This window comes from Bradyrhizobium mercantei (assembly GCF_001982635.1).
Classification (GTDB): domain Bacteria; phylum Pseudomonadota; class Alphaproteobacteria; order Rhizobiales; family Xanthobacteraceae; genus Bradyrhizobium; species Bradyrhizobium mercantei.
The window spans coordinates 216,035-237,913 of the sequence record NZ_MKFI01000008.1; the positions used below are offsets into that span (position 1 = coordinate 216,035).

Below are 21,879 nucleotides of genomic sequence, written 5' to 3' on the forward strand. Positions count from 1 at the left end.
CGAATGGGGCCCTCCAAGACAGGAGAGCCCCATAAGCTGGCCTGGATCAAGCCGCGAGACGCTGGCGCTTCGGCGCCGTCTTCACATGCGTGGTGTAGAGCGTGAGCCCGGTAAAGGCGAGGCCGCCGACCAGATTACCGAGCACCGTCGGGATCTCGTTCCAGACCAGGTAATCCACGATCGAAAACTTCGCGTGGAGCATCAAGCCGGACGGGAACAGGAACATGTTCACCACGGAATGCTCAAACACCATGTAGAAGAACACCATGATCGGCATCCACATCGCGATCACCTTGCCGGGGACCGTCGTCGAGATCATGGCGCCGACGACACCGGTCGAGACCATCCAGTTGCACAGCATGCCGCGGATGAACAGCGTCGCCATGCCGGCGGCGCCATGCGCGGCATAGCCGAGCGTCCGGCTCTCGCCGATGTTGCCGATGGTCATGCCGACCTTGTCGGGCTCCTGCGTGAAGCCGAACGTCGTGACAAAGGCCATCATGAACGCCACGGTGAGCGCACCGAGGAAGTTGCCGACAAACACGAGCCCCCAATTGCGCAGCACGCCGCCGAGCGTGACGCCTGGACGCTTGTCGAGCAGCGCCAGCGGCGAAAGGACGAACACGCCCGTCAACAGGTCGAAACCCAACAGATAAAGCATGACGAAGCCGGCTGGAAACAACAGCGCTCCGATCAGCGGCTGCCCCGTGTTCACGTTGATGGTCACGGCGAACCAGGCGCCGAGCGTGAGGATCGCGCCGGCCATGTAGGCGCGGATCACGGTGTCGCGCGTCGACATGAAGATCTTGGATTCGCCGGCGTCCACCATCTTGGTGACGAATTCGGACGGTGCGAGATAGGCCATTCGTAAAGTCCCCTTGCGCAATTCGGCCGCGCCGGTTGCCTGCCGGAAGCGACGCGGGTTGATTGAAATGCTCGTCCGTCCGGGGAATCGGGGTTCAACGATCGCTCGAGACGCCCGGGCGGGGCGGCTGGATCCCCTTGCCTCGGCCGGCACTGGCTTCGGCAATCCGGAGGACGGCAGTCGTCGTTGACTGATGCAATCAAAAGCAATGGATATGCCAACCGGCGACGCCCGGCGCCGGGCTTAAAATCTCTTTCGATACAATGAGTTAATTAGCCCACACAGGAGCCGGCCGGCGCGATGGCGCCGATTTATGCAGCTTGCACAGATGTCGCCCACGCCGGACGCCCCTCTCCATCCCCGTCATCCCCTCGCAACGGCTTCGCCGTTGTCGCTGGAGGAGCGCGAAGCGCGTCTCGAAGGATGCACGGCCAGGCTGGTGGCCGTCGACCCTTCGAGACGCGCGCAAGTGCGCGCTCCTCAGGGTGACGGACAGGAGGATGCAGTTATTTCACCTCGGTGCGGACCGGCGTGTCCTTCAGGCCATTGTTGTCATAGGCCTTGCGCAGCGTGCCGTTGGCGATCGCCTCCGTCATGAACTTGGTGACGAAGGCCGCAGCCAGCGGACGGTCGAGCGGCACCGCGACCGCGGTCACGGTCTGCTTGAAGGTCTCGTCCAGCACGCAGGTGCCCGGGATCTTCTTCGCCATCGCCATCAGCTGGTCGCGCGACAGCGCGAAGGCATCCACCTCGCCGTTCTCCAGCAGATGGAAGATCTCGTCATAGGTCTGATAGCCGGTGACCTTGGCGTGCTTGAGATGCGCGATCGCGCCGCGCATGGTCGTGGTGTTGTTGACGGCGGCGACCTTGACGCCGTCCTGGTCGAGGCCGCCGAAATTCGTGATCTTCGAGCCCGGCCTGACGATGTAGGTGGCGTCGGCCACCTCGTAGATCGGCCCGAAGGTCATCCTGGTCTCGCGCTCGGGATCCTTGGGCAGGAAGGTGACGTCCCACGTGTTCCTGGCCGCGCTATCGGTGATCTGACCGGAGTTCTGGTGCACGACATATTCGACGGGGACGCCGAGCTGCGCGGCCATCTCGCGGCCGAGATCGACGGGAACGCCGGCATAGCCGTTCCCGGTCCTGGTCGACCAGAACGCACCGCCCGCCGGGCTGATCGCAATCGCGACCCGGAGCTTTCCGGTCGGCGCGATCTGATCCTTCAAGGCGTCGGCGTTGGCTGATGCGGCCATGACAATCACTCCCAGAACGAGGCCAGCCAGACGCAGCAGTCGAGACGACATCGGACCTCCTCCACGCCGGATCTGCGCCCGGCGGCGCGCAACAAACCGCACGGCGCGCGCTTGTGCAAGCGCCGGTTCGCGCAAGGGAGCTATCCGTATCAGCCTATCTGACCCGGATGGTGATTTTCTCGGAGACGACCGGCGGGTTGAAGGGATAGTGCTTGGCGTCGCCCAGCACCAGCTGCAGGGTGTGCTTGCCGGGCGCCAGATCAAGCTGCGTCTCGGTCTGCCCGGCACCGAAGTGCAAATGAGTCTTGTCCGACGGGATCGGCTCATTCGGGTTCAACGGCTCGCTCACGTCGATCAGAAGATGGTGATGGCCGCTGTTCGGGTAGTCGTCGCCGGCATGGGTGACGCCCATGTTGCGCAACCCGAAGCGGCACGTGAACGGGCTCCTGAGAGTCGTTCGGTCGTGCGGCCAGATGAAATAAAGCTTGGTGTCCTTGCCGGCCGGCTTGTTCTGCGCGACGGCCGGACTCGCAAGCAGCGCCACTGCCGCAGCGAGCATGATCAAGCCTGCACTTTTCATAGCCCCTCCATGAAACCTGGCGATCACAGGCGATCTCTCAGGGCGACAGCGCGACCCGGAAACCGTGAGTCGGGTAACGAACATTGGTGTCGTAATTGTCGCGATTGGCCGGACGCACATAGCGCGCGTCATTCTTCCAGGAGCCGGAGCGGATGACATGGGAGGCGCAGTCACCGCCGGACCAGACCGCACCGTCGGCCGGCGCGCCCTGGTAGTTCCGGTGCCAGCAATCCTCGACCCACTGATCGACCCCGCCGCCCATGTCGTAGAGGCCGAACGGGTTCGGCTTGAAACTGCCGACCTTGACCGGCTGTTCGGCGGCAGCGTCACCGCCACAATCCTTGCAGCCGGCGTGGCCCGGTTGCACCTGGTCGCCCCACCAATACTTCGATTGCGTTCCGCCGCGCGCGGCATATTCCCATTCGGCTTCGCTCGGCAGCCGGTAAGCCTTCTTCGTTTGCTCGGCGAGCCAGGTCACATATTGCTTCGCATCGCTCCAGCTCGCATTGGTGACCGGCGCGTCGTCCTTGCCGCTGGCCGTGAAGCCACAGGCCTTGGCCGCCGCACAGGCATTCCATTCCCGCACGCTGACCGGATATTTGCCCATGGCGAACGGCTTGACTGTCACCTTGCGGATCGGCCGCTCCGAGGGATCGTCATTGCTTCCCATCGAGAAGCTGCCGCCTTGCAGCGAGACCATTTCGGGCTGCGGCATCGACACGGCCGGACTTGCCGAGGGGGCGGCCTGAGGCGACGCCTGCTGCGTCGGCGCGGCACTTGGGACCAGACTTGCAGCCTGGCCTGGCGCCGGAGCCGGGCTCGGCGCCGGCTGCGGAACGGCAGGCGACGCCGCCGGTGACGGAGGCGCCTGCGCCACATCGGCCGGCTTGCTGCGCGGTTGCGCGAGCAGGTACCACAGCACGCCCCCCGCGATGATGGTGATCGCCAATCCGAGCAGCGTGAGCAGAATCGACTCGCGACGCCGGCGCGTCCTTTGGTAGGCGGCCGCATCCGGCAGCACGCGGTAGACCCGGACCGGATCGGTGATGTTCTTGACCTTCTTGTCGCCGAGCGATTCGTAACCGCAGACCATCTTGTGCTTGATCTGCTCGTAGATGCCGCCCGAGATGAAGACATCACCCGGCGCCGCAATCCCCTCCAGGCGCGAGGCCACGTTGACGCCGTCGCCATAGATATCGTCGGGCTCGATGATGACGTCGCCGAGATTGACGCCGATCCGGTACTCGATCCAGTGATCCCTCGCGATCGCCGCGTTGCGGCCGATCATGTTCTGCTGGATCACGATGCTGCAACGGACGGCCTCGACCGGGCTATCGAACATCGCGATGAAGCCGTCGCCGGTGGTCTTAACCAGCTTGCCATGGTGCTCGCCAATGGTGGGCTCGATGAGATCGCGCACCGTCCGCTTGACGCGGGTATGGGTGCCCTCTTCGTCAAGCTGCATCAGCCGGCTATAGCCGGCGATGTCGCCGGCAACGATCGCGGCGAGCCGCCGCGGAATTGAGTTGCCGGGAGGCTGCGGATTGTCGGGCTGTGACCGGCCTGACTTGAAGTCGCGAATTTCTCCCATGGCGCTCCGGCTGCTCCAAATGCGTGCTGGCGGCGCAACCGGCGCCTTCGTCCCCGAGGCCCGCTTAAACCTACCACACCTGCGGGTTGGAACAAAGTTCACCAAGCGTGACCATGTCACGGATTGCACAGCTGGCCGAGCCGCCCGCCGGTCGGGCGGACGCGCCTCGTCGCAACGGCAAACGGGCGGCAGGAACGCCCCCGCGTCAGCCCGTCTGCGTGGCCGGGGTGCGGATCTCGCGCGGCAGGATGATCGCCGCCGCGATCGCCAGCAGGCACAGCGCCGCGAAGGCACGCAGCATCATCGAGAAGCCGCCCTGGTCGTACAGCCAGGCCACCAGGCCGACGGAGGCGCCCGCCGCAGTGAAGCCGACGAAATAGCGCACCGCATAGGCGCGGGAGCGCCATTCCTCGGTCGTGTACTTGCCGACCATGGCGTCGTTCACCGTGACCTGGCCGAACGCGCCCATCACGATGCCGATCGAGACCACGATCAGCGGCAGATTGGACAGGCTTGCCGCGAGGTACAGAAACGGCGCCAGCAGGAACGACAGCGGCAGCGCCACCGTCTTCAGCGAATGCCGGTCGAGCAGCTTGCCGATCGTATACTGCGTCATCGCGCCGAACACATAGACCCCGGCCGCGATCACGCCGAGCAGCGCCGGGCTCCTGGTCAGATCGGCGAGCCGTTCGGCAAACAGCTTTGGCAGCGCCACCGTCACCGCGTTGAAGGTGGTCGAGATCGCGATCACCACGATCAGGAGCGACAGCACCACGCGCCACATGTCTTGCTTGGCAACCCGCACCTGCGCTGCGGCCTGCTTGGAACCCTTGCGGTCCTCATGCACCACTGTCATCGCAAACGCGATGCCGATCAGCACGGTGACCGTGCCGGGCACGATGAAGGCCCAGCGCCAGCCGAGATACTGCCCGATCACGCCGGTGACCAGAGCCGAGGAGGCGACCCCGAGATTGCCCCAGACGCCGTTGATCCCCATCTGGGCGCCGAGCTTCTCGGCATAGGACACGATCATCGCGGTGCCGACCGGATGGTAGATCGAGGCGAAGACGCCGATTGAAAGCAGCGCGGCGCCGAGTTGCAGCGGCGTCTGCACGAAGCCGACCGAGATCATCGACAGACCGATGCCGACGAAGAAGATCACCATCATGTGGCGGCGGCTCCAGCGGTCGCCGAGCCAGCCCGTGATCAGCGAACCGGCGCCGAAAGCGATGAAGCCCGGCGTCGCGTAGGGCAATAGTTCCGAATAGGCCATGCCGAGCGCCGGACCCATGATGATGACGGCGGCGGCGAAGATCAGCATCGCATAGTGATCGATGAAATGGGCGGCGTTGACGAAGCTGATCACCCGGCTCGGACTGTTGCTTGAACTGTTCTTTGGACTGTTCATGGACACGTCTCTCACGCGATTCTTCCATTGCTCGAAAATAGGTTATAGGTCCTTGTCCTGACGGGATGTCGCCAATGACTATCGCTGAACCGCCAATCAGAGCCCTCCACAAGGACCGGCGCGTCACCGGCGACGGCGTGCACATGGTCGCGCGCAACTACGAGAAAGGCGTCCGGCTCGAGCCGCACATGCACCGCGAGGCGCAGCTGGTCTATGCCGCCAGCGGCACCATGCAGGTGACGACCCCGAAGGGCCGCTGGCTGGTGCCGCCGGACCGCGCGGTCTGGGTCCCCGCCCTGCTCCCGCACGCGATCGACGTGCTCGCCGACGTCGAGATGCGCACGCTGTATTTCGACCAGGCCTGGCTTGCGCGCGAGAAGCGCAGCGACAGCCTCGACCACGAATTCGTGGTGCGGGTCTCGCCGCTGGTGCACCAGGCGATCCTCGCGCTGTTCGACGCATCCTGCGGACGCGAGCGCACCGACCTGCTGATCCGGCTCGTGATGCTGGAGCTGCACCAGGCCGAGGATTCCGCGACCTTTATCCCGCTGCCGCAGGAGCCGCGCTGCCGCCGCGCCGCCGACATCGTGCTGGCCGATCCGACCCGGGATCACGAGATCGACGCGCTGGCGCGCACGGTCGGCACCTCGGCACGGACGCTGTCGCGGCTGTTCGCGGCGGAGACGCAGCTCTCCTTCAAGAGCTGGTGCCAGCGCGCCCGTATCGCGGCGGCGATCGAGCGGCTGTCGACCAACGCCAACGTTTCGGTCAAGCAGGTCGCCTCCGACCTCGGTTATGCCAGCGTGCCGGCATTTTCCCATGCGTTCCGCCAGGTCACCGGCAAGACACCGACCGCGTTCGCGGAGAAAACGTGAACGGGGTTTGTCACCGGGCGCAGCGATGACGAATTATACCGCTGTCGCGCTGCGACATATTTCCGTACGATCCATGCGCTTGATTGCAGTGCTCCCGACCTTAAATCCCGTGTAAGGTCCGGCTTCACTGGATACGACCCGCTGGATACGATCGTAAATGGCCAACGCCTTCTTCTCTGATCTGCTCTCGACGATTTCCGAACGCGGCCGCGTCCTGCTCGGCCGCGCCAGCCCGGCCAACGACAAGCAGGATGCGTCCGAACTGCTGGAATTGTGCGAGGCGCTGCTGTCCGGCCGGGGCGAAGCCTCCGGCACCGCGATGGCGCGCGAGGTGCTCGACCGCTACCACCACCTCGATGCGGCCGGCCGGCTGTCGTTCTTCCAGACGCTGGCGCGCGATTTCGGACCGGATCACGCCAAGCTGGCGCAGGCGATCGAAAGCTGGCGCGCCAAAGCCAATGGCGACGACGCCAGCGACCTGCATTTCGCCTCCGAGCCGCGCCGCCAGGAATTGATCCGCCGGCTCAATCGCGCGCCGGGCGGCACCGGCGAGCTGGTATCGATCCGCTCGGATCTGCTTTCATTGATGAAGGGCAACAAGGACCTCGCCGCGCTCGATCGCGACGTGGTGCATCTGCTCTCGTCCTGGTTCAACAGGGGATTCCTCGTGCTGCGCAGGATAGACTGGTCGTCGCCGGCCAATATTCTGGAGAAGATCATCCGCTATGAGGCCGTGCACGAGATCCGCGACTGGGACGATCTGCGCCGCCGCATCGATCCGATCGATCGCCGCTGCTACGCCTTCTTCCACCCGGCGCTCGCCGACGAGCCGCTGATCTTCGTCGAGGTCGCACTGACCGAAGCGATCCCGGGCGCGATCGCGCCGCTGCTTGCGGAAGAGCGCGAGCCGGTGCCGGTCGAGCGCGCCCGCACCGCGGTGTTCTATTCGATCTCCAACACCCAGCGCGGGCTCGGCGGCATCTCGTTCGGCAGCTTCCTTATCAAGCAGGTGGTCGAGGAGCTGCGCCGCGAATTGCCCAAGCTCGACAATTTCGTGACGTTGTCGCCGGTGCCCGGCTTCATGCAGTGGGTCAAGCAGGCCGACGACGTGCCGCTGACCGAGGAAGACCGCCAGCTGCTGGAAAGCCTCGGCAAGCCCGACTGGTTCGAGAACGCCGAACTCGCCGCGCAGCTCCGCGCCGTGCTGGAGCCGCTCGCCGCCTACTACTTCCTGAAGGCGCGCACGCCGAAGGGCCGGCTGATCGATTCGGTCGCCCGCTTCCATCTCGGCAACGGCGCACGGCTGGAGCGGATCAACTGGCTCGGCGACCTCTCGCCCAAGGGCCTGCGCGAATCCGCCGGCATCATGGTCAACTATCTCTACCGGCTCGACGACATCGAGAAGAACCACGAGGCCTACGCCAACAACGGCGAGGTGATCGCCTCGAGCGCGGTGAAGAAGCTCTTGAAGGGCGAAGGCCGGCGGCTGCTGGACATGCGGCTGTCCTAGCAGGCCACCGCTTCCACCCCGTCATTGCGAGCGAAGCGAAGCAATCCATTTCTCCACTTGCGGATAGATGGATTGCTTCGTCGCCTCGCTCCTCGCAATGACGATACCCCTTATCGAGCGAGCACTTCCTCACGCGGTCGCCGATCGCGGCCGCAGTCCCCTCGGCAGATGGGTGTCGATCCAACTGGCGATCGCACGCTCGTTGCGATGGTAGAGCAGGCCTGCGGCGATCACGGCAATGCCGATCAGCGACAGCGAGAACGGAAACCACAGCGAGTCCTTGAACACGACGTCGGCGAGATGTCCGAGATACATGCAGATGCCGAACGCCCCGAACACCGCATAGGCACGCCGCATCAGGATCACGGCGATCGCAACCAGACCGATATTGAGCAGGCAGTAGACCGCCTTGCCGAGTTCGGTTGAGCTCGAGGACGCGGTGATCCCGCCCCAGAACGCCAGCAGACCGAACAGATGCAGCCAGAACGCAAAGTCGCCGCTGCGGCTGCGATAGTCCACGATCCAGGCCACCGCGAGGACGGCAAGGCCGAACCAGACCGACACGCGGCGCTGCGTCTCGAAGTCGGCATGCGCCGTGCCGCTGAACCATGGTGCCAGATCCATCGACATGAACCACAGCGCCACCGACATAATCGCGATAATGAAGGCGAAGCGGTAGTAGCGCAGCGCGACGATGCCGGCGGCAATCGTTGCGATCTCCATGAATATCCAGCTGCCCTTCACCCAGACGTAGAAGTCATGCACGGTTCCGGGCTTGCCGAATTTGCCCCACCAGCCGAGTTCGTCCTGGATGCCATAGACCGCGAGCGGCGCCATCGAGACCGCGATCGCGATCAGCAAGCCGCCGGGAACGCGCAAATTCTTGTCGTGCCAGAGGTAGTGACCCGCCACGCTGAAGCCGACCGCATAGGCGATCGCGCAGGCCGTCAGCGCCCGCCCGCCCATCTGGGTGAAGGCCAGCGTCGAAAACAGGCCCATGGCCCCGATCACGATCAGCGCGCCGGTGTACCAGAGCACATGCGCGGCATCGAATTTGGCGGCCGGGCTGCCGTCAGCGGCCACGTCCTGCCCGGTGCTGCTCTTCAGAAAGTCGAGCAGCCGTTCCAGATCGGCGGCGCTGATCACCCCCGCATCTGCGGCTTCCCGAAGATCCTTGGCTGAATATGGCATGCGGCTATCCCTTATGGCCGGTTCCGCGCCTCCCCCACGGTTGGGGAATGGGCGCCTTCCCACGTGAGTATACGCAAATATGAGCAACGTTCAATAAATTATTGAGCGACGCTCAAAATATTTGAGAGCGAACCGGCCGATTCAATCGAACCGGTCCCTCGGGGCGCCCTCGCGCCGGGACCGAAGCGCAGCCAAGTCGCGACTGGGGGGCGCCCCGGTTACCGGGACGTCCGATCGGCCTGCGCCAACCGGCCCGCATCGCTTGCCGCATTCGCCTCGACGATCTTGCGAGAGAGGCACGACGAGTGTCCCGACAATGGGGACATGATCGCCGCGCGCATGATCAACAAGTTGTTCGAGAGCGAAGAAGGTCGGTTGCGCGACATGCGACTTGGGTCAACGCGAACGCGCTTCGCTATCTCCCACATGTCCGAAACTTGTCTCGAACATTGCACTTTGCTGCTGACGATGGCGGCCGGATCGACTGAGCTCAACGCAACCGGCGACGTGCGCAGGATTCACGACAGCAATCGCAATCATCGAAGTCGATTCCTGACGTCGTGCTGACAACGCGAACACGCGCGGCGCGAAACAGTTTCACAATCCGACATTCATCGAGCTTGCGACAATTTCACGATACATCGGCAGCGCTTTCCCTATGCTCGCCGGCGGGGTTGGTCGTGAAACCGCAGGGGACTTCATCATGAAAAAAATTCTGCTCGGCATTGCCGGCCTCGCGGCAATCGGCACGCCTGCCTTTGCAGCCGATCTCGCTCCGCGCACATACGTACCGACCAAGGCGCCACCGATGATCTCGCCCGCTTACGATTGGAGCGGCTTCTATGTCGGTATCAACGGGGGCGGCGGATGGGATCGGAATTGCTGGAATAACACCAGCCTGTTCGGCACGGCTGTGAGCCCGAGCGTCGGCGAAGGTTGCGCCGGCAATTCAGGCGGCACGGTCGGCGGCCAGATCGGCTATCGCTGGCAGTCCGCATCGTGGGTGTACGGCGTCGAAGCGCAAGGCAACTGGGCCGACATCTCCGGATCCAGCCAGAGCCTGGTGTTTCCGAACATCACGAACCAGACCAAGACCGACGCATTCGGATTGTTCACCGGCCAGATCGGCTATGCCTGGAACAATGCGCTGCTGTATGTGAAGGGCGGTGCGGCCGTTACCGACAATCAATATTCCGGCTGGTCGAACGCAACCGGCATCGAACTCGGCACGGCCAACGACACCCGTTGGGGCGGCGCCGTCGGCGTCGGCTTCGAGTACGGCTTTGCACCGAACTGGTCGCTGGCTCTCGAATACGATCACCTCTTCATGGGGACCGGCAATGTCGCCTTCACCGGCGTCGCTCCCGCCAACCTCGGCGTCAACACGCGCAACGAAGACATCAGCCAGGACATCGACCTCGTCACCGCGCGCATCAACTACCGCTTCGGCGCTCCGGGCATCGGGTACTAGCGCGTGATCTGCAAGAGAGATTGCAGGGGAGACTGCAAGGGATGCCGAATCTGAAAATGGTGCGCCAAGCGATTCTCGTTGTCGCCATAGCGTCGATCGGAATGCTCACCACCAACACGGCCTCGGCACGCGGTTTCCATGGCGGCGGCGGATTCCATGGTGGCTTCGGCCGAGGCGGATTCTATCGCGGATATGGCTGGGGTTTCGGACCGGGGTTCGACTTTGGAGCCGGCTACTACTACGGCGGCTATCCGTATTACGGCGATCCCTACGATCGCGGCGGCTGCTATCTGGTCCGGCGCCGGGTGCACACCCCTCGCGGCTGGCGCATCCGCACCCTGCGGGTCTGCGATTGATGCGACGGTCACGGCGAGGATCGCAAGACCTCGCGCCGTGACAGCAGGGAGCGTAGCAACGACGGCTGCGCTCCCTACTCCGCCAGCGCCTTCATCTCCTTGTAGAGATCCGACTTGCCCTCGAAGCCGATGCCGGGAAGGTCGGGCATCACGATGTGGCCACCCTCGACGCGCACGCCGTCCGGGAAACCGCCATAGGGCTGGAACAAATCGGGGTAGCTTTCATTGCCGCCGAGCCCGAGGCCGGCCGCGATGTTGAGCGACATCTGATGGCCGCCATGCGGGATGCAGCGGCTCGGCGACCAGCCGTGGGTCTTCAGCACCTCGAGCGTGCGCTGATACTCGCAGAGCCCGTAGGACAGCGCGCAGTCGAATTGCAGCCAGTCGCGATCCGGCCGCATGCCGCCGTAGCGGATCAGGTTTCGCGCGTCCTGGTGGCTGAACAGGTTCTCCCCCGTCGCCATCGGCCCGGGATAGAATTCGGCCAGCGCGGCCTGCAATGCGTAGTCGAGCGGATCGCCCGCCTCCTCGTACCAGAACAGCGGATACTCGCGCAGCATCTTGGCGTAGGCGATCGCGGTCTCCAGATCGAACCGGCCGTTGGCATCGACCGCAAGCTGCGCCTCGCTGCCGATCTCCTTCAGCACCGCCTCGATGCGCTCGCGGTCTTCAGTGAGCGGCGCGCCGCCGATCTTCATCTTCACGACGTTGTAGCCGCGGTCGAGATAGCCGCGCATCTCCTTGCGCAGCGCGCCGAGATCCTTGCCCGGATAGTAATAGCCGCCGGCAGCGTAGACGAAGACGCGCGGATTGGCGCTCACGCCGTGGCGCTCGGCAAGCAGCCGGAACAGTGGCTTGCCGGCGATCTTCGCCACCGCGTCCCACACCGCCATGTCGATGGTGCCGACCGCAACCGAGCGCTCGCCGTGACCGCCCGGCTTCTCGTTCGACATCAGCGTCGACCAGACCTTGTCCGGATCGAGATTCTCGCCGGTGGCATCGAGCAGCGCTTTCGGATCGGCCTCCTTGAGGCGCGGCGCAAAGCGCTCGCGGATCAGACCGCCCTGCCCGTAGCGGCCATTGGAGTTGAAGCCATAGCCGACCACCCGCTTGCCGTCGCGCACCACGTCGGTGACCACGGCCACCAGGCTCGAGGTCATCTTGGTGAAGTCGATATAGGCGTTGCGGATCGGCGAGGAGATCGGCTTTGTGATCTCGCGGACGTCGACGATGCGGACGGACATGCTGCTTTGGTCCCTTGGTGTTCGTCATGGCCGGGCTTGTCCCGGCCATCCACGTCTTTCTTCTGATGTGCCGTCAAGACGTGGATGCCCGGGCCAAGCCCGGGCATGACGGTGTGTGATGCGCGAGATTTACACTTCCGATCAGGACTTACTTCTTATCCCGGAAATACGGCTCGACCGGCCCGTGCACCTTGATGGTCAGCGGATTGCCGTAACGGTCCTTTGCATTGCCGGCGGTGACCCGCACCCAGCCCTCGCTGATGCAGTACTCCTCGACATTGGTCTTCTCGGCGCCCTTGAAGCGGATGCCGACATCGCGCGCGAGGATTTCCGCGTTGTAGTACGGGCTGTTCGGATCGACCGACAGGCGGTCGGGGAATTGGTCGTTGGTGTTGTCGTCGCTCATAGCAGCGCCTCGATCTCCTTCTTCAATCCTTCGGGCCGGGCGGTCGGCGCATGCCGCGCCACGACCTTGCCGGCGCGATCGACCAGGAACTTGGTGAAGTTCCATTTGATCGCCGGCCCGAGCAGGCCCGACTTCTCACGTTTCAGGTGTTCGTACAATGGATGCGCGCCACTGCCGTTGACGTCGATCTTGGCGAACATCGGAAACGTCACGGCGTAGTTGGTCTCGCAGAAGGTGGCGATCTGCTCGGCCGTCCCAGGCTCCTGCGCACCGAACTGGTTGCAGGGGAAGCCGAGCACGGCAAAGCCGCGCGGCGACAATCCGGCGTGCAGCTCCTGCAGGCCCTTGTATTGCGGCGTGAACCCGCAGGCGCTCGCCGTGTTGACTATCAGCAGCACCTGGCCCTCGAACTGCCGCAGCGGCAGGTCCTCGCCGGCGAGCGATTTGGCGATGAAATCGTAGACCGTCGCCATCTCAAGTCACCGGATCAATGGCCGCCGACGGCGTGCCGCCGGCCTCGACCGCTTCGCCCGCGGCAAGGCAGAGATCCTCGCGGTAGCGCGCGGCCACCAGTTGCACGCCGACCGGAATCCGCCCGACTAGTCCCGTTGAGACGACGAGCCCGGGCAGACCCATGAAGGGGATCGCGATCTGCGGCAGCTGCGCGTGCCACACCCGCGCGAACGACGCCTCGTCCTTGCGGTCGAGATGATCGGGGAACGGCAGCTCGCCGGACACCGGCATCAGCAGCACCGGATATTTGTCGAGGAAGGCGAACCATTCGCGCGTCAATGTCGCGCGGCGGGTCAGCGCCTGCGACAGGTCGAACGGGTGCACCCGCGCGCGGACGCCGCGCAGGCAGGCCAGCGCGCCGGGATCGCCCTCGCGCTCGGCAAAGGCGAGTTGCGCCTCATAGCCGTCGCCGAGCCAAAGTCGGGTCTGGATCTCGGCCGCCTCGCGCAGGGACGGCGTGTCGGCGACTTCCTCGACGATCCAGCCGGCATCTCGCAGCCGCTTGCCGGCATCGGCCACCGCGGCGACGACTTCCGGCACCGGATTGAGGCCATCGGGATTGAGGCACATCGCGACGCGCTTCTCGCGCGGCGGCCCCTCGAGCGGCACCGGCGCGTACCAGGGATCGCGATAGTCCGGCGCCGACATCGCGGCGAGCGAGATGCGCAGATCGTTGACGGTGCGCGCCAGCGGGCCCGACACCGCGCTGATCTGCGGGCCGATCGGACGCTCCGGCAATGCGGCGTTGAAGGCCGGGATGCGGCCCATGCTCGGCCGCAGGCCGTGCACACCGCAGGCATAGGCCGGATAGCGGATCGAGCCGGCGATATCGGTGCCATGCGCGATATGGCCGATGCCGGCCGCGACCGCGGAGCCCGCGCCGCCCGACGAGCCGCCGGGCGTGATGCCGGGATCGCGCGGGTTCTTGGTGTCGCCGTGAATGAGGTTGGTGGTGAACCAGCGATAGGAGACCGCCGGGCAGTTGGTGCGGCCGAGCAGCACCGCGCCGGCCTTGCGCAGATTGGCGACCACCGGGTTGTCGGCCTTGGCGATGAGGTCGCGCTGCGCCTTCAGCCCGTTGGTGGTGGCGTAGCCCTCCTGGTCGACATTGACCTTGATCGTAACAGGCACGCCGGCGAGCGGCCCCACCGCATCGCCGTGCGCAATTGCCGCATCGATCTTCGCGGCCTGCGCCAGCACGTCGTCCGGCCGATGATCGACCACCGCGTTGATCTTCGGGTTGACCGCGTCGAGCCGGGCGAGCCCGGCCTCGGCCGCCTCCTTCGCCGATACCTTCTTCGATTTGATGAGGCCGGCGAGCTCGGTTGCCGACAGACGCCAAAGATCCTGCATGAGATACTCCGTGTGACGGAGGTTTTTAGCGCCGCACGAAGGACAAGGCCAGCGGTCCGCCGCGTAGCCGGTCAGCGGAAATGCGCGACGTAATAGGCAAGGTCGCCGATCTGCTCCTTGGCGACCGTCTGCATCACGTCCGCCATGGTGGCGTCGTAGCCGTGGCGGCTGTTGTCCTTGTACTCGGCCAGCGTCTTGGCGAGGTAGTCCTCGCGCTGGTTGGCGATGCGGGGAACGTTGTCCTTGCCGGAGAAATCGGTGTTGTGGCAGCTGTTGCAGCGGTTCTGCTGCGCCAGCGCCTGGCCGCGCGCCATCCGCGCCGGATCGCCGGCCTCGGTGGGCGGCGTGGGCTTCGGCAGGGTGGCGATGAAATCCGAGAAGGTTCGCAGATCGTCGTCGGTCATCGGCTTCGCCATCTCGTTCATCGGCTCGAACACCCTGAGCTTCTCGCGGAACATGAACAGCTGGATCAACGCATAGGGCGCCTGCTGGCCGCCGAGCGAAGGCGTGTTCTCGGTTTCCGAGGTGCCGTGCTCGCCATGGCAGGCAAAGCACGCCACGGCGCGCTCCTGGATGGTCTCGGCATCTGCGGAGAAGCTGAGAGCGGCGAGCGCCAAAGCTGCGATGATTGTTTTATGCATGGCTGCTCCCGGCATATTGCCGTCATTGCGAGGAGCGAAGCGACGAAGCAATCCTTGATGCCGCAAGTGGCGGAATGGATTGCTTCGCTTCGCTCGCAATGACGGTGACTAGACTTTCAGCTTACTGGTTGGCGACCTTCGGCTTGCCGTAGCTGACGCGATAGACCGCGCCGTTCCAGTCGTCGGAGACCAGCAGCGAGCCGTCCTTCAGCAGCATCACGTCGACCGGGCGGCCGACATATTTGTTGTCCTCGAGGAAGCCGGTCAGGAACGGCTCCATCGACTTCGCGGTGCCGTCCTTGTTCAGCTTGACGACGACGACGTCACCGCCCTGCTTCTGCGACTTGTTCCAGGAGCCGTGGCGCGCGACGAAGATCGCGTTCTTGTAGCCCTTCGGGAACTGGCTTCCGGTGTAGAAGCGCATGCCGAGCGAAGCGGTATGCGGACCCATCAGGCCGACCGGCGCGGTGTAGTCCTTGCAGTTCTTGCCCCAGCCGAGCTCCTGGTCGATGATGTTGCCCTGGTAGCAGAACGGCGCGCCGAAATCCTCGCCCGCCTTGGTGACGCGGTTGAGCTCGTCTTCCGGCACCGTCTCCGACAGCCAGTCGCGGCCGTTGTCGGTGAAGTACATCTGCTTGGTCTCGGGATTCCAGTCGAAGCCGACCGAGTTGCGCACGCCGAGCGCGTAGACCTCGGCGCCGGAGCCGTCGAGATTCATGCGGCGGATCTGGCCGTGGTCGGCGTCGTGCAGCACGTTGTTGCCGGGCTGGCCGACCGGAACATAAAGCTTGTTGTCGGGACCGATGGCGATGAACTTCCAGCCATGCGCCTCGTCCTTCGGCAGCTTGTCGTAGATGACGGTCGGCTTCGGCGGGTTGTCCAGATTGTCCTCGATCTTGTCGATCTTGGAGACCTTCGAGAGCTCGGCGATGTAGAGCGTGCCGTCCTTGAAGGCGACGCCGTTCGGGCGGTAGAGGCCGGAGGCGATCACCTTGACCGAGCGCTTGCCGTCCTTGTTGACGATTGCATAGACCTTGTCGACAAGCCGGCTGCCGACGAACACGGTGCCCTTGTCGCCGAGCGCCAGCGAGCGAGCATTGGCCATCCCGGCGGCATAGACCTCGACATTGAAGCCGGCCGGCACCTTGAGCTTGGCGAGCGGCAGCTTGTCGGGCGCGGACGGCAGCGGCGGCGGCGCCACCGGCGCAAGCTTGGCGGCGGCTTCATTGTCCGGACGGCCGATCAAGGGCGAGCCCGGCGGCAGCGGCTGGGCGGCAGGCGCGGCTCCCGCGGCCGGCGCGGCCGCCGGCTGTTGCGCCGCAGCAGAGAGCGTGAACGCCCCCAGCATGGCACCGGCGAGCAGCAGGCTGCGCGGTGCGAACGAGTGTTTTTTCATGATGATCTCCCCTGGGTGGAAGCCTTTGTTCATCGCGCCATTAACGTCGATCGGCGCCTTCAGGCTTTCCGTTCATAGTCTTGCGAATTTGTCCGGACAATTGCAATCGGAAACATGCTGACATCGGCCAACGCATGGTTGTGGCCACGCGGCCCGATCAGCGTGCGTCAGTGCCGCGTCATCGAGCGGTCGGGGCGATCGAGGATCGCCTCGGTGAATGGAAACTCCAGCACGATCTCGCCCTCGTCGTCGGTCACCTCGATGACCGCGCTGAGCAGCGCGCCGTCGGCGCCCTCGGTCTTCAGCAGTTCGCGAATCATCGCCCGCGCCATTTCCCAGGCACGATCAGGATCGCGCAGGATTTCGCCGTCGGGGTCGGAGATCAGCTCGTCGCCGATACGGGTATTGAAGAAATAGCGTGGCATCGGCTGAAACTCGGCTCGGTTAGTCGCCTCCCCTCGCGGGAAAGCACAGTCTCGTCACCAGGACCTTCGGAGGACCGCGTGGCCCCTGCTTTTAATCCAAGATCACCATTCGCTGTGTGGCGAACAACAGGAAAAAGGTCTGATGGCACCGGGTTTTGACGGGAAATGCGCGCACAAATTTGTGAGTGGGCGAAATTCGCTCGCCGCAGTGCAGCATGCCCGTTCCCGGGGACACCTTGCGAAAAATTTAAGTGGCGAACTTTTCGAACCGCAGTAGTTTAGCCTGCAGGGCGGAAAGTTCGTCCGGTTGCAACAAGGAGAGCCAAATGGCCTGGAAAGCACCGAAGATCGTCGAAGTGTCGGTCGGCATGGAAATCAACATGTATATGTGCGCCACCCGCAAGTAAGCGGCAGCGCCCTATACACGTTTAGCGTTTTAGCGCAGGTGGACATCCGGGCGTAACGCGCTCCCGAGCATGGGGGGGTGTTTCAAATCCGGGGTTCACCTCGTGACGTTTTTGGGTCCGAGTCAGACTTTCGAGTTAAGCATCTCCAGGGGACGGATCATGCTTCGTGTCGTCGTCCTGGGTGCCGCGGCGGGTGGCGGCGTTCCGCAGTGGAACTGCGGCTGTGTCGTCTGCAGGACGGCGCGAAACGACCATCCCGAATTGCAGCGCACGCAAGCCTCGATCGCCGTCAGCGGCGACGGCGTACACTGGTTCCTGGTCAACGCGTCACCCGACCTGCGCCAGCAAGTGACCGCGGCGCCGCAACTGCATCCGAAGCCTGGCGCCCTGCGCCACAGCCCGATCGCGGGCGTCATCCTCACCAATGGCGAGATCGATGCGGTCGCCGGGCTGCTGTCGATGCGCGAGGGCTCGCCGTTTGCGATCTACGCGCATGAGCGGGTGCTGGCGATCCTGCGCTCCAACAGCATCTTCAACGTGCTGAGCGAGAAGAACGTCGCCCGCCGCCCGATCGCGGTCGACCGGGCCTTCGAACCTGACCTGCCCGACGGATCGCCGTCCGGGCTCGAGGTGCTGCCGTTCGAGGTTCCCGGCAAGGGTGCCTGGTATCTGGAGGGCAAGGCGCACCCGGCGGGCGCCGACGGCGTCGGCGATACGCTCGGCCTGCGTATTGCGGACAAGCGCAGCGGCAAATACTTCTATTTCCTAGCCGCCTGCGCAGGGGTGACCGACGACCTCAAGGCGCGGCTGAAGGGCGCGCCCCTGGTGTTCTTCGACGGCACGGTGTGGCGCGACGACGAACTGATCGCGGCGGGCCTTGGCAACAAGACCGGCCAGGGCATGGGACATATCGCGATGTCGGGCGATCAGGGTGCGATCGCCAGCCTCGCCGGGCTCGACATCGGACGAAAAGTGTTTTTGCATATCAACAACTCCAACCCGGCGCTGCTTGGGACCTCGGCCGAACGCAAGGCGGCCGAACAGGCGGGCTGGCAGATTCCCTCCGACGGAACGGAGATCGTGCTGTGAATGTCGTGCCTACCAACGGAATGACCGCGCTCTCGATCGGCAAGGGCATCACGCTCGACAGCGCCGAGGAGATGGAGGCGACGCTGCGCACCATCGGTGCGACGCGCTATCACAGCCTGCACCCATTCCACCGCCTGCTGCACGGCGGCAAGCTCAACAAGGGCCAGGTCCAGGCCTGGGCGCTGAACCGCTATTACTACCAGAGCACGATCCCGCTGAAGGACGCGATGGTGATCTCGCGCTTCCGCGACCGCAACACGCGGATCGAATGGCGCCATCGCATCGAGGATCATGACGGTGACCTCGGCAATGAGGGCGGCATCGAGCGCTGGCTGAAGCTGACCGAAGGCCTCGGCCTCGACACCGCCTATGTGGAGTCCACCGAAGGCATTCTGCCGGCGACGCGCTTCGCCGTGGAAGCCTATGTGCATTTCTGCCGCGACCGCACGCCGCTGGAGGCGATCGCCTCCTCGCTCACCGAATTGTTCGCGCCGAACCTGCATGAGGAGCGCATCTCGGGGATGCTGAAGCACTACGACTTCGTCAACCCCGACATCATGAGCTATTTCAGCCGCCGCCTGACCCAGGCGCCGCGCGACGCCGGCTTTGCACTCGACTACGTCAAGCAGCATGCCAAGACGCCCGCCGAGCGCGAGGCGGTGTGCAACGCGCTGATCTTCAAGACCAACGTGCTGTGGGTGCAGCTCGACGCGCTCTATCATGCCTATGTCGACGGCCAGATTCCGCCCGGCGCCTTCGTGCCGAAGACAGGTTAGAGACAGACAACATGGCCAGCCGCAACATCAGCGTCAGCGAGACCAGCCGGCCGAAACTGCCGCGCCATACCAAGCTGAAATTCGACGAGACGCGGCAGGTCTGGGTGATCCTGGCGCCGGAGCGCGTGCTGGCGCCGGACGAGATCGCGGTCGAGGTGCTGCAACTCTGCGACGGCGTGCGCAGCGTCGCCGAGATGGTCGATCAGCTCGCGGAAAAATACGCCGCCCCGCGCGAGGCGATCGCGACCGACGTGATCGCGATGCTGCAGGACCTGGCCGACAAGGGCTTTCTCACCGAAGCGCGCGAGAGCACAGCATGAGTGACACGCTCGCCGACAACAAGACGACGACATCAGGCCCAACGGATGGGCTCGCGGTGCTGGAGCAAACCCGTTCGGCAGCCGAGACCTACGGCATCCCGCTCGCGGTGCTGCTCGAGGTCACCCACCGCTGCCCGCTGCAATGCCCGTATTGCTCCAACCCGGTGGAGCTCGACCGCGGCTCGACCGAGCTTACCACCGACGAGTGGAAGAAGGTGCTGAGCGAGCTCGCCGAGCTCGGCGTGCTGCAGGTCCATTTCTCCGGCGGCGAGCCGACCGCGCGCAAGGACATCGTCGAACTGGTGCAGCACGCGTCCGATGTCGGGCTCTATTCCAACCTGATCACCTCGGCGGTGCTGCTGACCAAGGACAAGCTTTCGGCGCTGGCCGATGCCGGCCTGAGCCATGTGCAGATCAGTTTTCAGGGCAACGAGCCCGTAGTTGCCGACCGTGTCGCCGGCCTGAAGGACGCGCACAAGAAGAAGCTCGAGGTCGCGAAATGGACGCGCGAGCTCGACATGCCGCTCACCGTGAACGCCGTGATGCACCGGCAGAATCTGCATCAGCTCTCCGACATCATCCAGATGGCGGTCGATCTCGACGCCGACCGGCTCGAGGTCGCCAACGTGCAGTATTACGGCTGGGCGCTGAAGAACCGCGCCGCGCTGATGCCGACGGTCGAGCAGATCGAGGAGACCAGCCGGATCGTCGAGGAAGCGCAAGCGCGCCTGAAGGGCACGCTCGCGATCGACTATGTGGTGCCGGACTATTACGCGCTGCGGCCGAAGAAATGCATGGGCGGCTGGGGCCGCCAGTTCTTCAACATCTCGCCGGCCGGCAAGGTGCTGCCGTGCCACGCCGCCGAAAGCATCACCGGGCTCGAATTCGAGTCGGTGCGCTCGAACCATTCGATCGCCTGGATCTGGCAGAACTCGGAGGCCTTCAACCGCTATCGCGGCACGGGCTGGATGCCGGAGCCATGCAAGAGCTGCGAGTTCCGCGAGGTCGATTACGGCGGCTGCCGCTGCCAGGCCTTTGCGCTGACCGGCGATGCCGGGAATACCGATCCGGCCTGCGCGCTGTCGCCGCGGCACGAGGAGATCTTCAAGCAGGCCGAGCGGGAATCCGCTGGCACGCAGAACCGTTTCCTCTATCGCAACTTCGCTGGCGGCACGCTGGAAGCAGACGAACACCAGGACAAGCGCAATGGCGCCTGACGCCGACGCCGGCAAGGCTGCCAGGCGCGCCGATCCCTTCGCTCCGCTGACATCGGAATGGCTCGATGTCGGCGACGGTCACAATTTGCACGTCGAGAGCGTCGGGCGCGAGGGCGGCATCCCCGCCGTCTATCTGCATGGCGGCCCGGGCAGCGGCTGCCAGCCCGATCATCGCCGGCTGTTCGATCCCGAGCGGTTTCACGCGGTGCTGTTCGACCAGCGCGGCTGCGGCCGCAGCCGGCCGAAGGGCAGCCGCGACCACAACACGACGCAGCATTTGATCGCGGACATGGAGAAGATCCGCGAACGCTTCGGCTTCGCACGCTGGATGGTGGTCGGCGGCTCCTGGGGCGCGACGCTGGCGCTGGCCTATGCGCAGGCCCATCCCGAGCGGGTCAGCGGGCTGGCGCTGCGCGCGACCTTCCTCGGCACGACTGAGGAGCTGGAAGACGTGTTCCTGCGCGCCTTGCCGCGCTTCTACCCCGGCCTCTCGGAGGACTTCCTCAACTTCCTGCCCGAGCCCGAGCGTGCGGCGCCGCTTGCGGCCTACTACCGCCGCATCCTCGATCCCGACGCCGCCGTGCATGCGCCGGCCGCACGCGCCTGGCATGACACCGAGCGCGTGCTATCGGAGCACACGCCGAAACAGACGCGGCTCGATCCAAAGGCATCAGGCGCCCTGCCCTCGACGCCGTTCATGGAGGCGCACTACTTCGCCAATGATTGCTTCATGCGGCCGCACCAGCTGATGGAGGAAGCCGGCAAGCTCGCCGGAATTCCCGGCATCCTGGTGCAGGGCCGTTACGATCTCTTGTGCCCGCCCGCGACGTCGCACGCGCTCGCCGCACGCTGGCCGGGCAGCGAGGTCCGCATCGTCGATGGCGCGGGCCACATCCTCTACGATCCCGGCATCCGCAATTCCGTGATGAAATCGATCGCCGACCTCGCCGCCAAGGCCTAGCCGGCAACTCCATCGAAAGCCAATGAATCAA

24 protein-coding genes are annotated in these 21,879 nt (G+C 64.8%); 11 read left to right on the top strand and 13 right to left on the bottom strand.

Translation table 11 applies throughout. The features are described 5' to 3' along the window. Positions 1-46: 46 nt before the first annotated feature. The 5 genes from BI327_RS33875 to BI327_RS33895 form a co-directional block, all read right to left on the bottom strand. Complete coding sequence (locus BI327_RS33875) at positions 47-865, bottom strand: formate/nitrite transporter family protein (RefSeq protein WP_076865713.1); 819 nt, start codon at positions 863-865, stop codon at positions 47-49. Positions 866-1,371: 506 nt separating this feature from the next. Further along, on the bottom strand, positions 1,372-2,118 hold the full coding sequence (locus tag BI327_RS33880) for a transporter substrate-binding domain-containing protein (protein ID WP_083742307.1): 747 nt from the start codon (positions 2,116-2,118) through the stop codon (positions 1,372-1,374). 154 nt (positions 2,119-2,272) lie between these two features. After that, positions 2,273-2,698 carry a DUF4399 domain-containing protein gene (locus BI327_RS33885; RefSeq protein ID WP_076865715.1) on the bottom strand — a complete coding sequence of 142 codons (426 nt, stop codon included), beginning with the start codon at positions 2,696-2,698 and terminating at the stop codon, positions 2,273-2,275. A gap of 37 nt (positions 2,699-2,735) precedes the next feature. Then, on the bottom strand, positions 2,736-4,289 hold the full coding sequence (locus tag BI327_RS33890) for an SUMF1/EgtB/PvdO family nonheme iron enzyme (RefSeq protein WP_076865716.1): 1,554 nt from the start codon (positions 4,287-4,289) through the stop codon (positions 2,736-2,738). A gap of 205 nt (positions 4,290-4,494) precedes the next feature. Then, positions 4,495-5,697: an MFS transporter gene (locus tag BI327_RS33895; protein ID WP_076865717.1), complete on the bottom strand. Its 1,203-nt coding sequence runs from the start codon at positions 5,695-5,697 to the stop codon at positions 4,495-4,497. Between the two features lie 74 nt (positions 5,698-5,771). Here BI327_RS33895 and BI327_RS33900 point away from each other — a divergent pair, with 74 nt between their 5' ends. Both BI327_RS33900 and BI327_RS33905 read left to right on the top strand, forming a co-directional pair. Next, complete coding sequence (locus BI327_RS33900) at positions 5,772-6,572, top strand: AraC family transcriptional regulator (RefSeq protein WP_076865893.1); 801 nt, start codon at positions 5,772-5,774, stop codon at positions 6,570-6,572. Positions 6,573-6,729: 157 nt separating this feature from the next. Further along, a complete protein-coding gene (locus BI327_RS33905; RefSeq protein ID WP_076865718.1) occupies positions 6,730-8,082 on the top strand; it encodes a malonyl-CoA decarboxylase in 1,353 nt (450 codons plus the stop codon). A gap of 129 nt (positions 8,083-8,211) precedes the next feature. Here BI327_RS33905 and BI327_RS33910 read toward each other — a convergent pair whose 3' ends face one another. Further along, positions 8,212-9,273: a hypothetical protein gene (locus tag BI327_RS33910; RefSeq protein WP_076865719.1), complete on the bottom strand. Its 1,062-nt coding sequence runs from the start codon at positions 9,271-9,273 to the stop codon at positions 8,212-8,214. 324 nt (positions 9,274-9,597) lie between these two features. On the opposite strand from BI327_RS33910, the gene BI327_RS33915 reads away from it, so the two are divergent. From BI327_RS33915 to BI327_RS33925, 3 genes are all read left to right on the top strand, one after another. Continuing rightward, a complete protein-coding gene (locus BI327_RS33915) occupies positions 9,598-9,840 on the top strand; it encodes a hypothetical protein (protein ID WP_076865720.1) in 243 nt (80 codons plus the stop codon). A 136-nt stretch (positions 9,841-9,976) separates the two neighbouring features. Further along, positions 9,977-10,744 (top strand): outer membrane protein, encoded by a 768-nt coding sequence (locus tag BI327_RS33920; RefSeq protein ID WP_083742320.1) that lies wholly within the window; start codon positions 9,977-9,979, stop codon positions 10,742-10,744. A gap of 41 nt (positions 10,745-10,785) precedes the next feature. Then, positions 10,786-11,100, top strand: a complete 315-nt coding sequence (locus BI327_RS33925) for a hypothetical protein (protein ID WP_245335012.1) — start codon at positions 10,786-10,788, stop codon at positions 11,098-11,100. A gap of 74 nt (positions 11,101-11,174) precedes the next feature. On the opposite strand, the gene BI327_RS33930 is transcribed toward BI327_RS33925, so the two are convergent. From BI327_RS33930 to BI327_RS33960, 7 genes are all read right to left on the bottom strand, one after another. After that, a complete protein-coding gene (locus tag BI327_RS33930) occupies positions 11,175-12,344 on the bottom strand; it encodes a mandelate racemase/muconate lactonizing enzyme family protein (protein WP_076865721.1) in 1,170 nt (389 codons plus the stop codon). 148 nt (positions 12,345-12,492) lie between these two features. After that, positions 12,493-12,750, bottom strand: a complete 258-nt coding sequence (locus tag BI327_RS33935; RefSeq protein WP_076865722.1) for a DUF3297 family protein — start codon at positions 12,748-12,750, stop codon at positions 12,493-12,495. Next, a complete protein-coding gene (locus tag BI327_RS33940; RefSeq protein ID WP_076865723.1) occupies positions 12,747-13,223 on the bottom strand; it encodes a glutathione peroxidase in 477 nt (158 codons plus the stop codon). Before BI327_RS33940 ends, BI327_RS33935 begins: the two co-directional genes overlap by 4 nt. A 1-nt stretch (position 13,224) precedes the next feature. Continuing rightward, positions 13,225-14,616, bottom strand: a complete 1,392-nt coding sequence (locus BI327_RS33945) for an amidase family protein (RefSeq protein WP_076865724.1) — start codon at positions 14,614-14,616, stop codon at positions 13,225-13,227. Between the two features lie 71 nt (positions 14,617-14,687). Next, positions 14,688-15,257: a c-type cytochrome gene (locus BI327_RS33950; protein ID WP_076865725.1), complete on the bottom strand. Its 570-nt coding sequence runs from the start codon at positions 15,255-15,257 to the stop codon at positions 14,688-14,690. A 121-nt stretch (positions 15,258-15,378) separates the two neighbouring features. Further along, complete coding sequence (locus tag BI327_RS33955) at positions 15,379-16,653, bottom strand: PQQ-dependent sugar dehydrogenase (protein ID WP_089025674.1); 1,275 nt, start codon at positions 16,651-16,653, stop codon at positions 15,379-15,381. A 167-nt stretch (positions 16,654-16,820) separates the two neighbouring features. Next, positions 16,821-17,078: a DUF6894 family protein gene (locus BI327_RS33960; protein ID WP_016839844.1), complete on the bottom strand. Its 258-nt coding sequence runs from the start codon at positions 17,076-17,078 to the stop codon at positions 16,821-16,823. Positions 17,079-17,404: 326 nt separating this feature from the next. Between BI327_RS33960 and pqqA the strand changes: the two genes are divergently transcribed. The 6 genes from pqqA (at position 17,405) to pip (ending at position 21,848) form a co-directional block, all read left to right on the top strand. Then, positions 17,405-17,485 (top strand): pyrroloquinoline quinone precursor peptide PqqA, encoded by an 81-nt coding sequence (pqqA, locus tag BI327_RS33965; protein WP_035635412.1) that lies wholly within the window; start codon positions 17,405-17,407, stop codon positions 17,483-17,485. A 159-nt stretch (positions 17,486-17,644) separates the two neighbouring features. Continuing rightward, entirely contained in the window at positions 17,645-18,574 is a 930-nt protein-coding gene (gene pqqB, locus BI327_RS33970; RefSeq protein WP_076865726.1) for a pyrroloquinoline quinone biosynthesis protein PqqB, read from the top strand. A gap of 20 nt (positions 18,575-18,594) precedes the next feature. Next, on the top strand, positions 18,595-19,350 hold the full coding sequence (gene pqqC, locus BI327_RS33975; protein ID WP_076865727.1) for a pyrroloquinoline-quinone synthase PqqC: 756 nt from the start codon (positions 18,595-18,597) through the stop codon (positions 19,348-19,350). An 11-nt stretch (positions 19,351-19,361) separates the two neighbouring features. Then, the gene (gene pqqD / locus BI327_RS33980; protein WP_076865728.1) at positions 19,362-19,670 is read left to right on the top strand and encodes a pyrroloquinoline quinone biosynthesis peptide chaperone PqqD; all 309 of its coding nucleotides are present in this window, start codon (positions 19,362-19,364) and stop codon (positions 19,668-19,670) included. Beyond that, positions 19,667-20,887 carry a pyrroloquinoline quinone biosynthesis protein PqqE gene (pqqE, locus tag BI327_RS33985; protein WP_076865729.1) on the top strand — a complete coding sequence of 407 codons (1,221 nt, stop codon included), beginning with the start codon at positions 19,667-19,669 and terminating at the stop codon, positions 20,885-20,887. The genes pqqD and pqqE overlap by 4 nt, the downstream gene beginning before the upstream one ends. Next, complete coding sequence (gene pip / locus BI327_RS33990; protein WP_076865730.1) at positions 20,877-21,848, top strand: prolyl aminopeptidase; 972 nt, start codon at positions 20,877-20,879, stop codon at positions 21,846-21,848. The genes pqqE and pip overlap by 11 nt, the downstream gene beginning before the upstream one ends. The last annotated feature ends 31 nt before the right edge of the window (positions 21,849-21,879 follow it).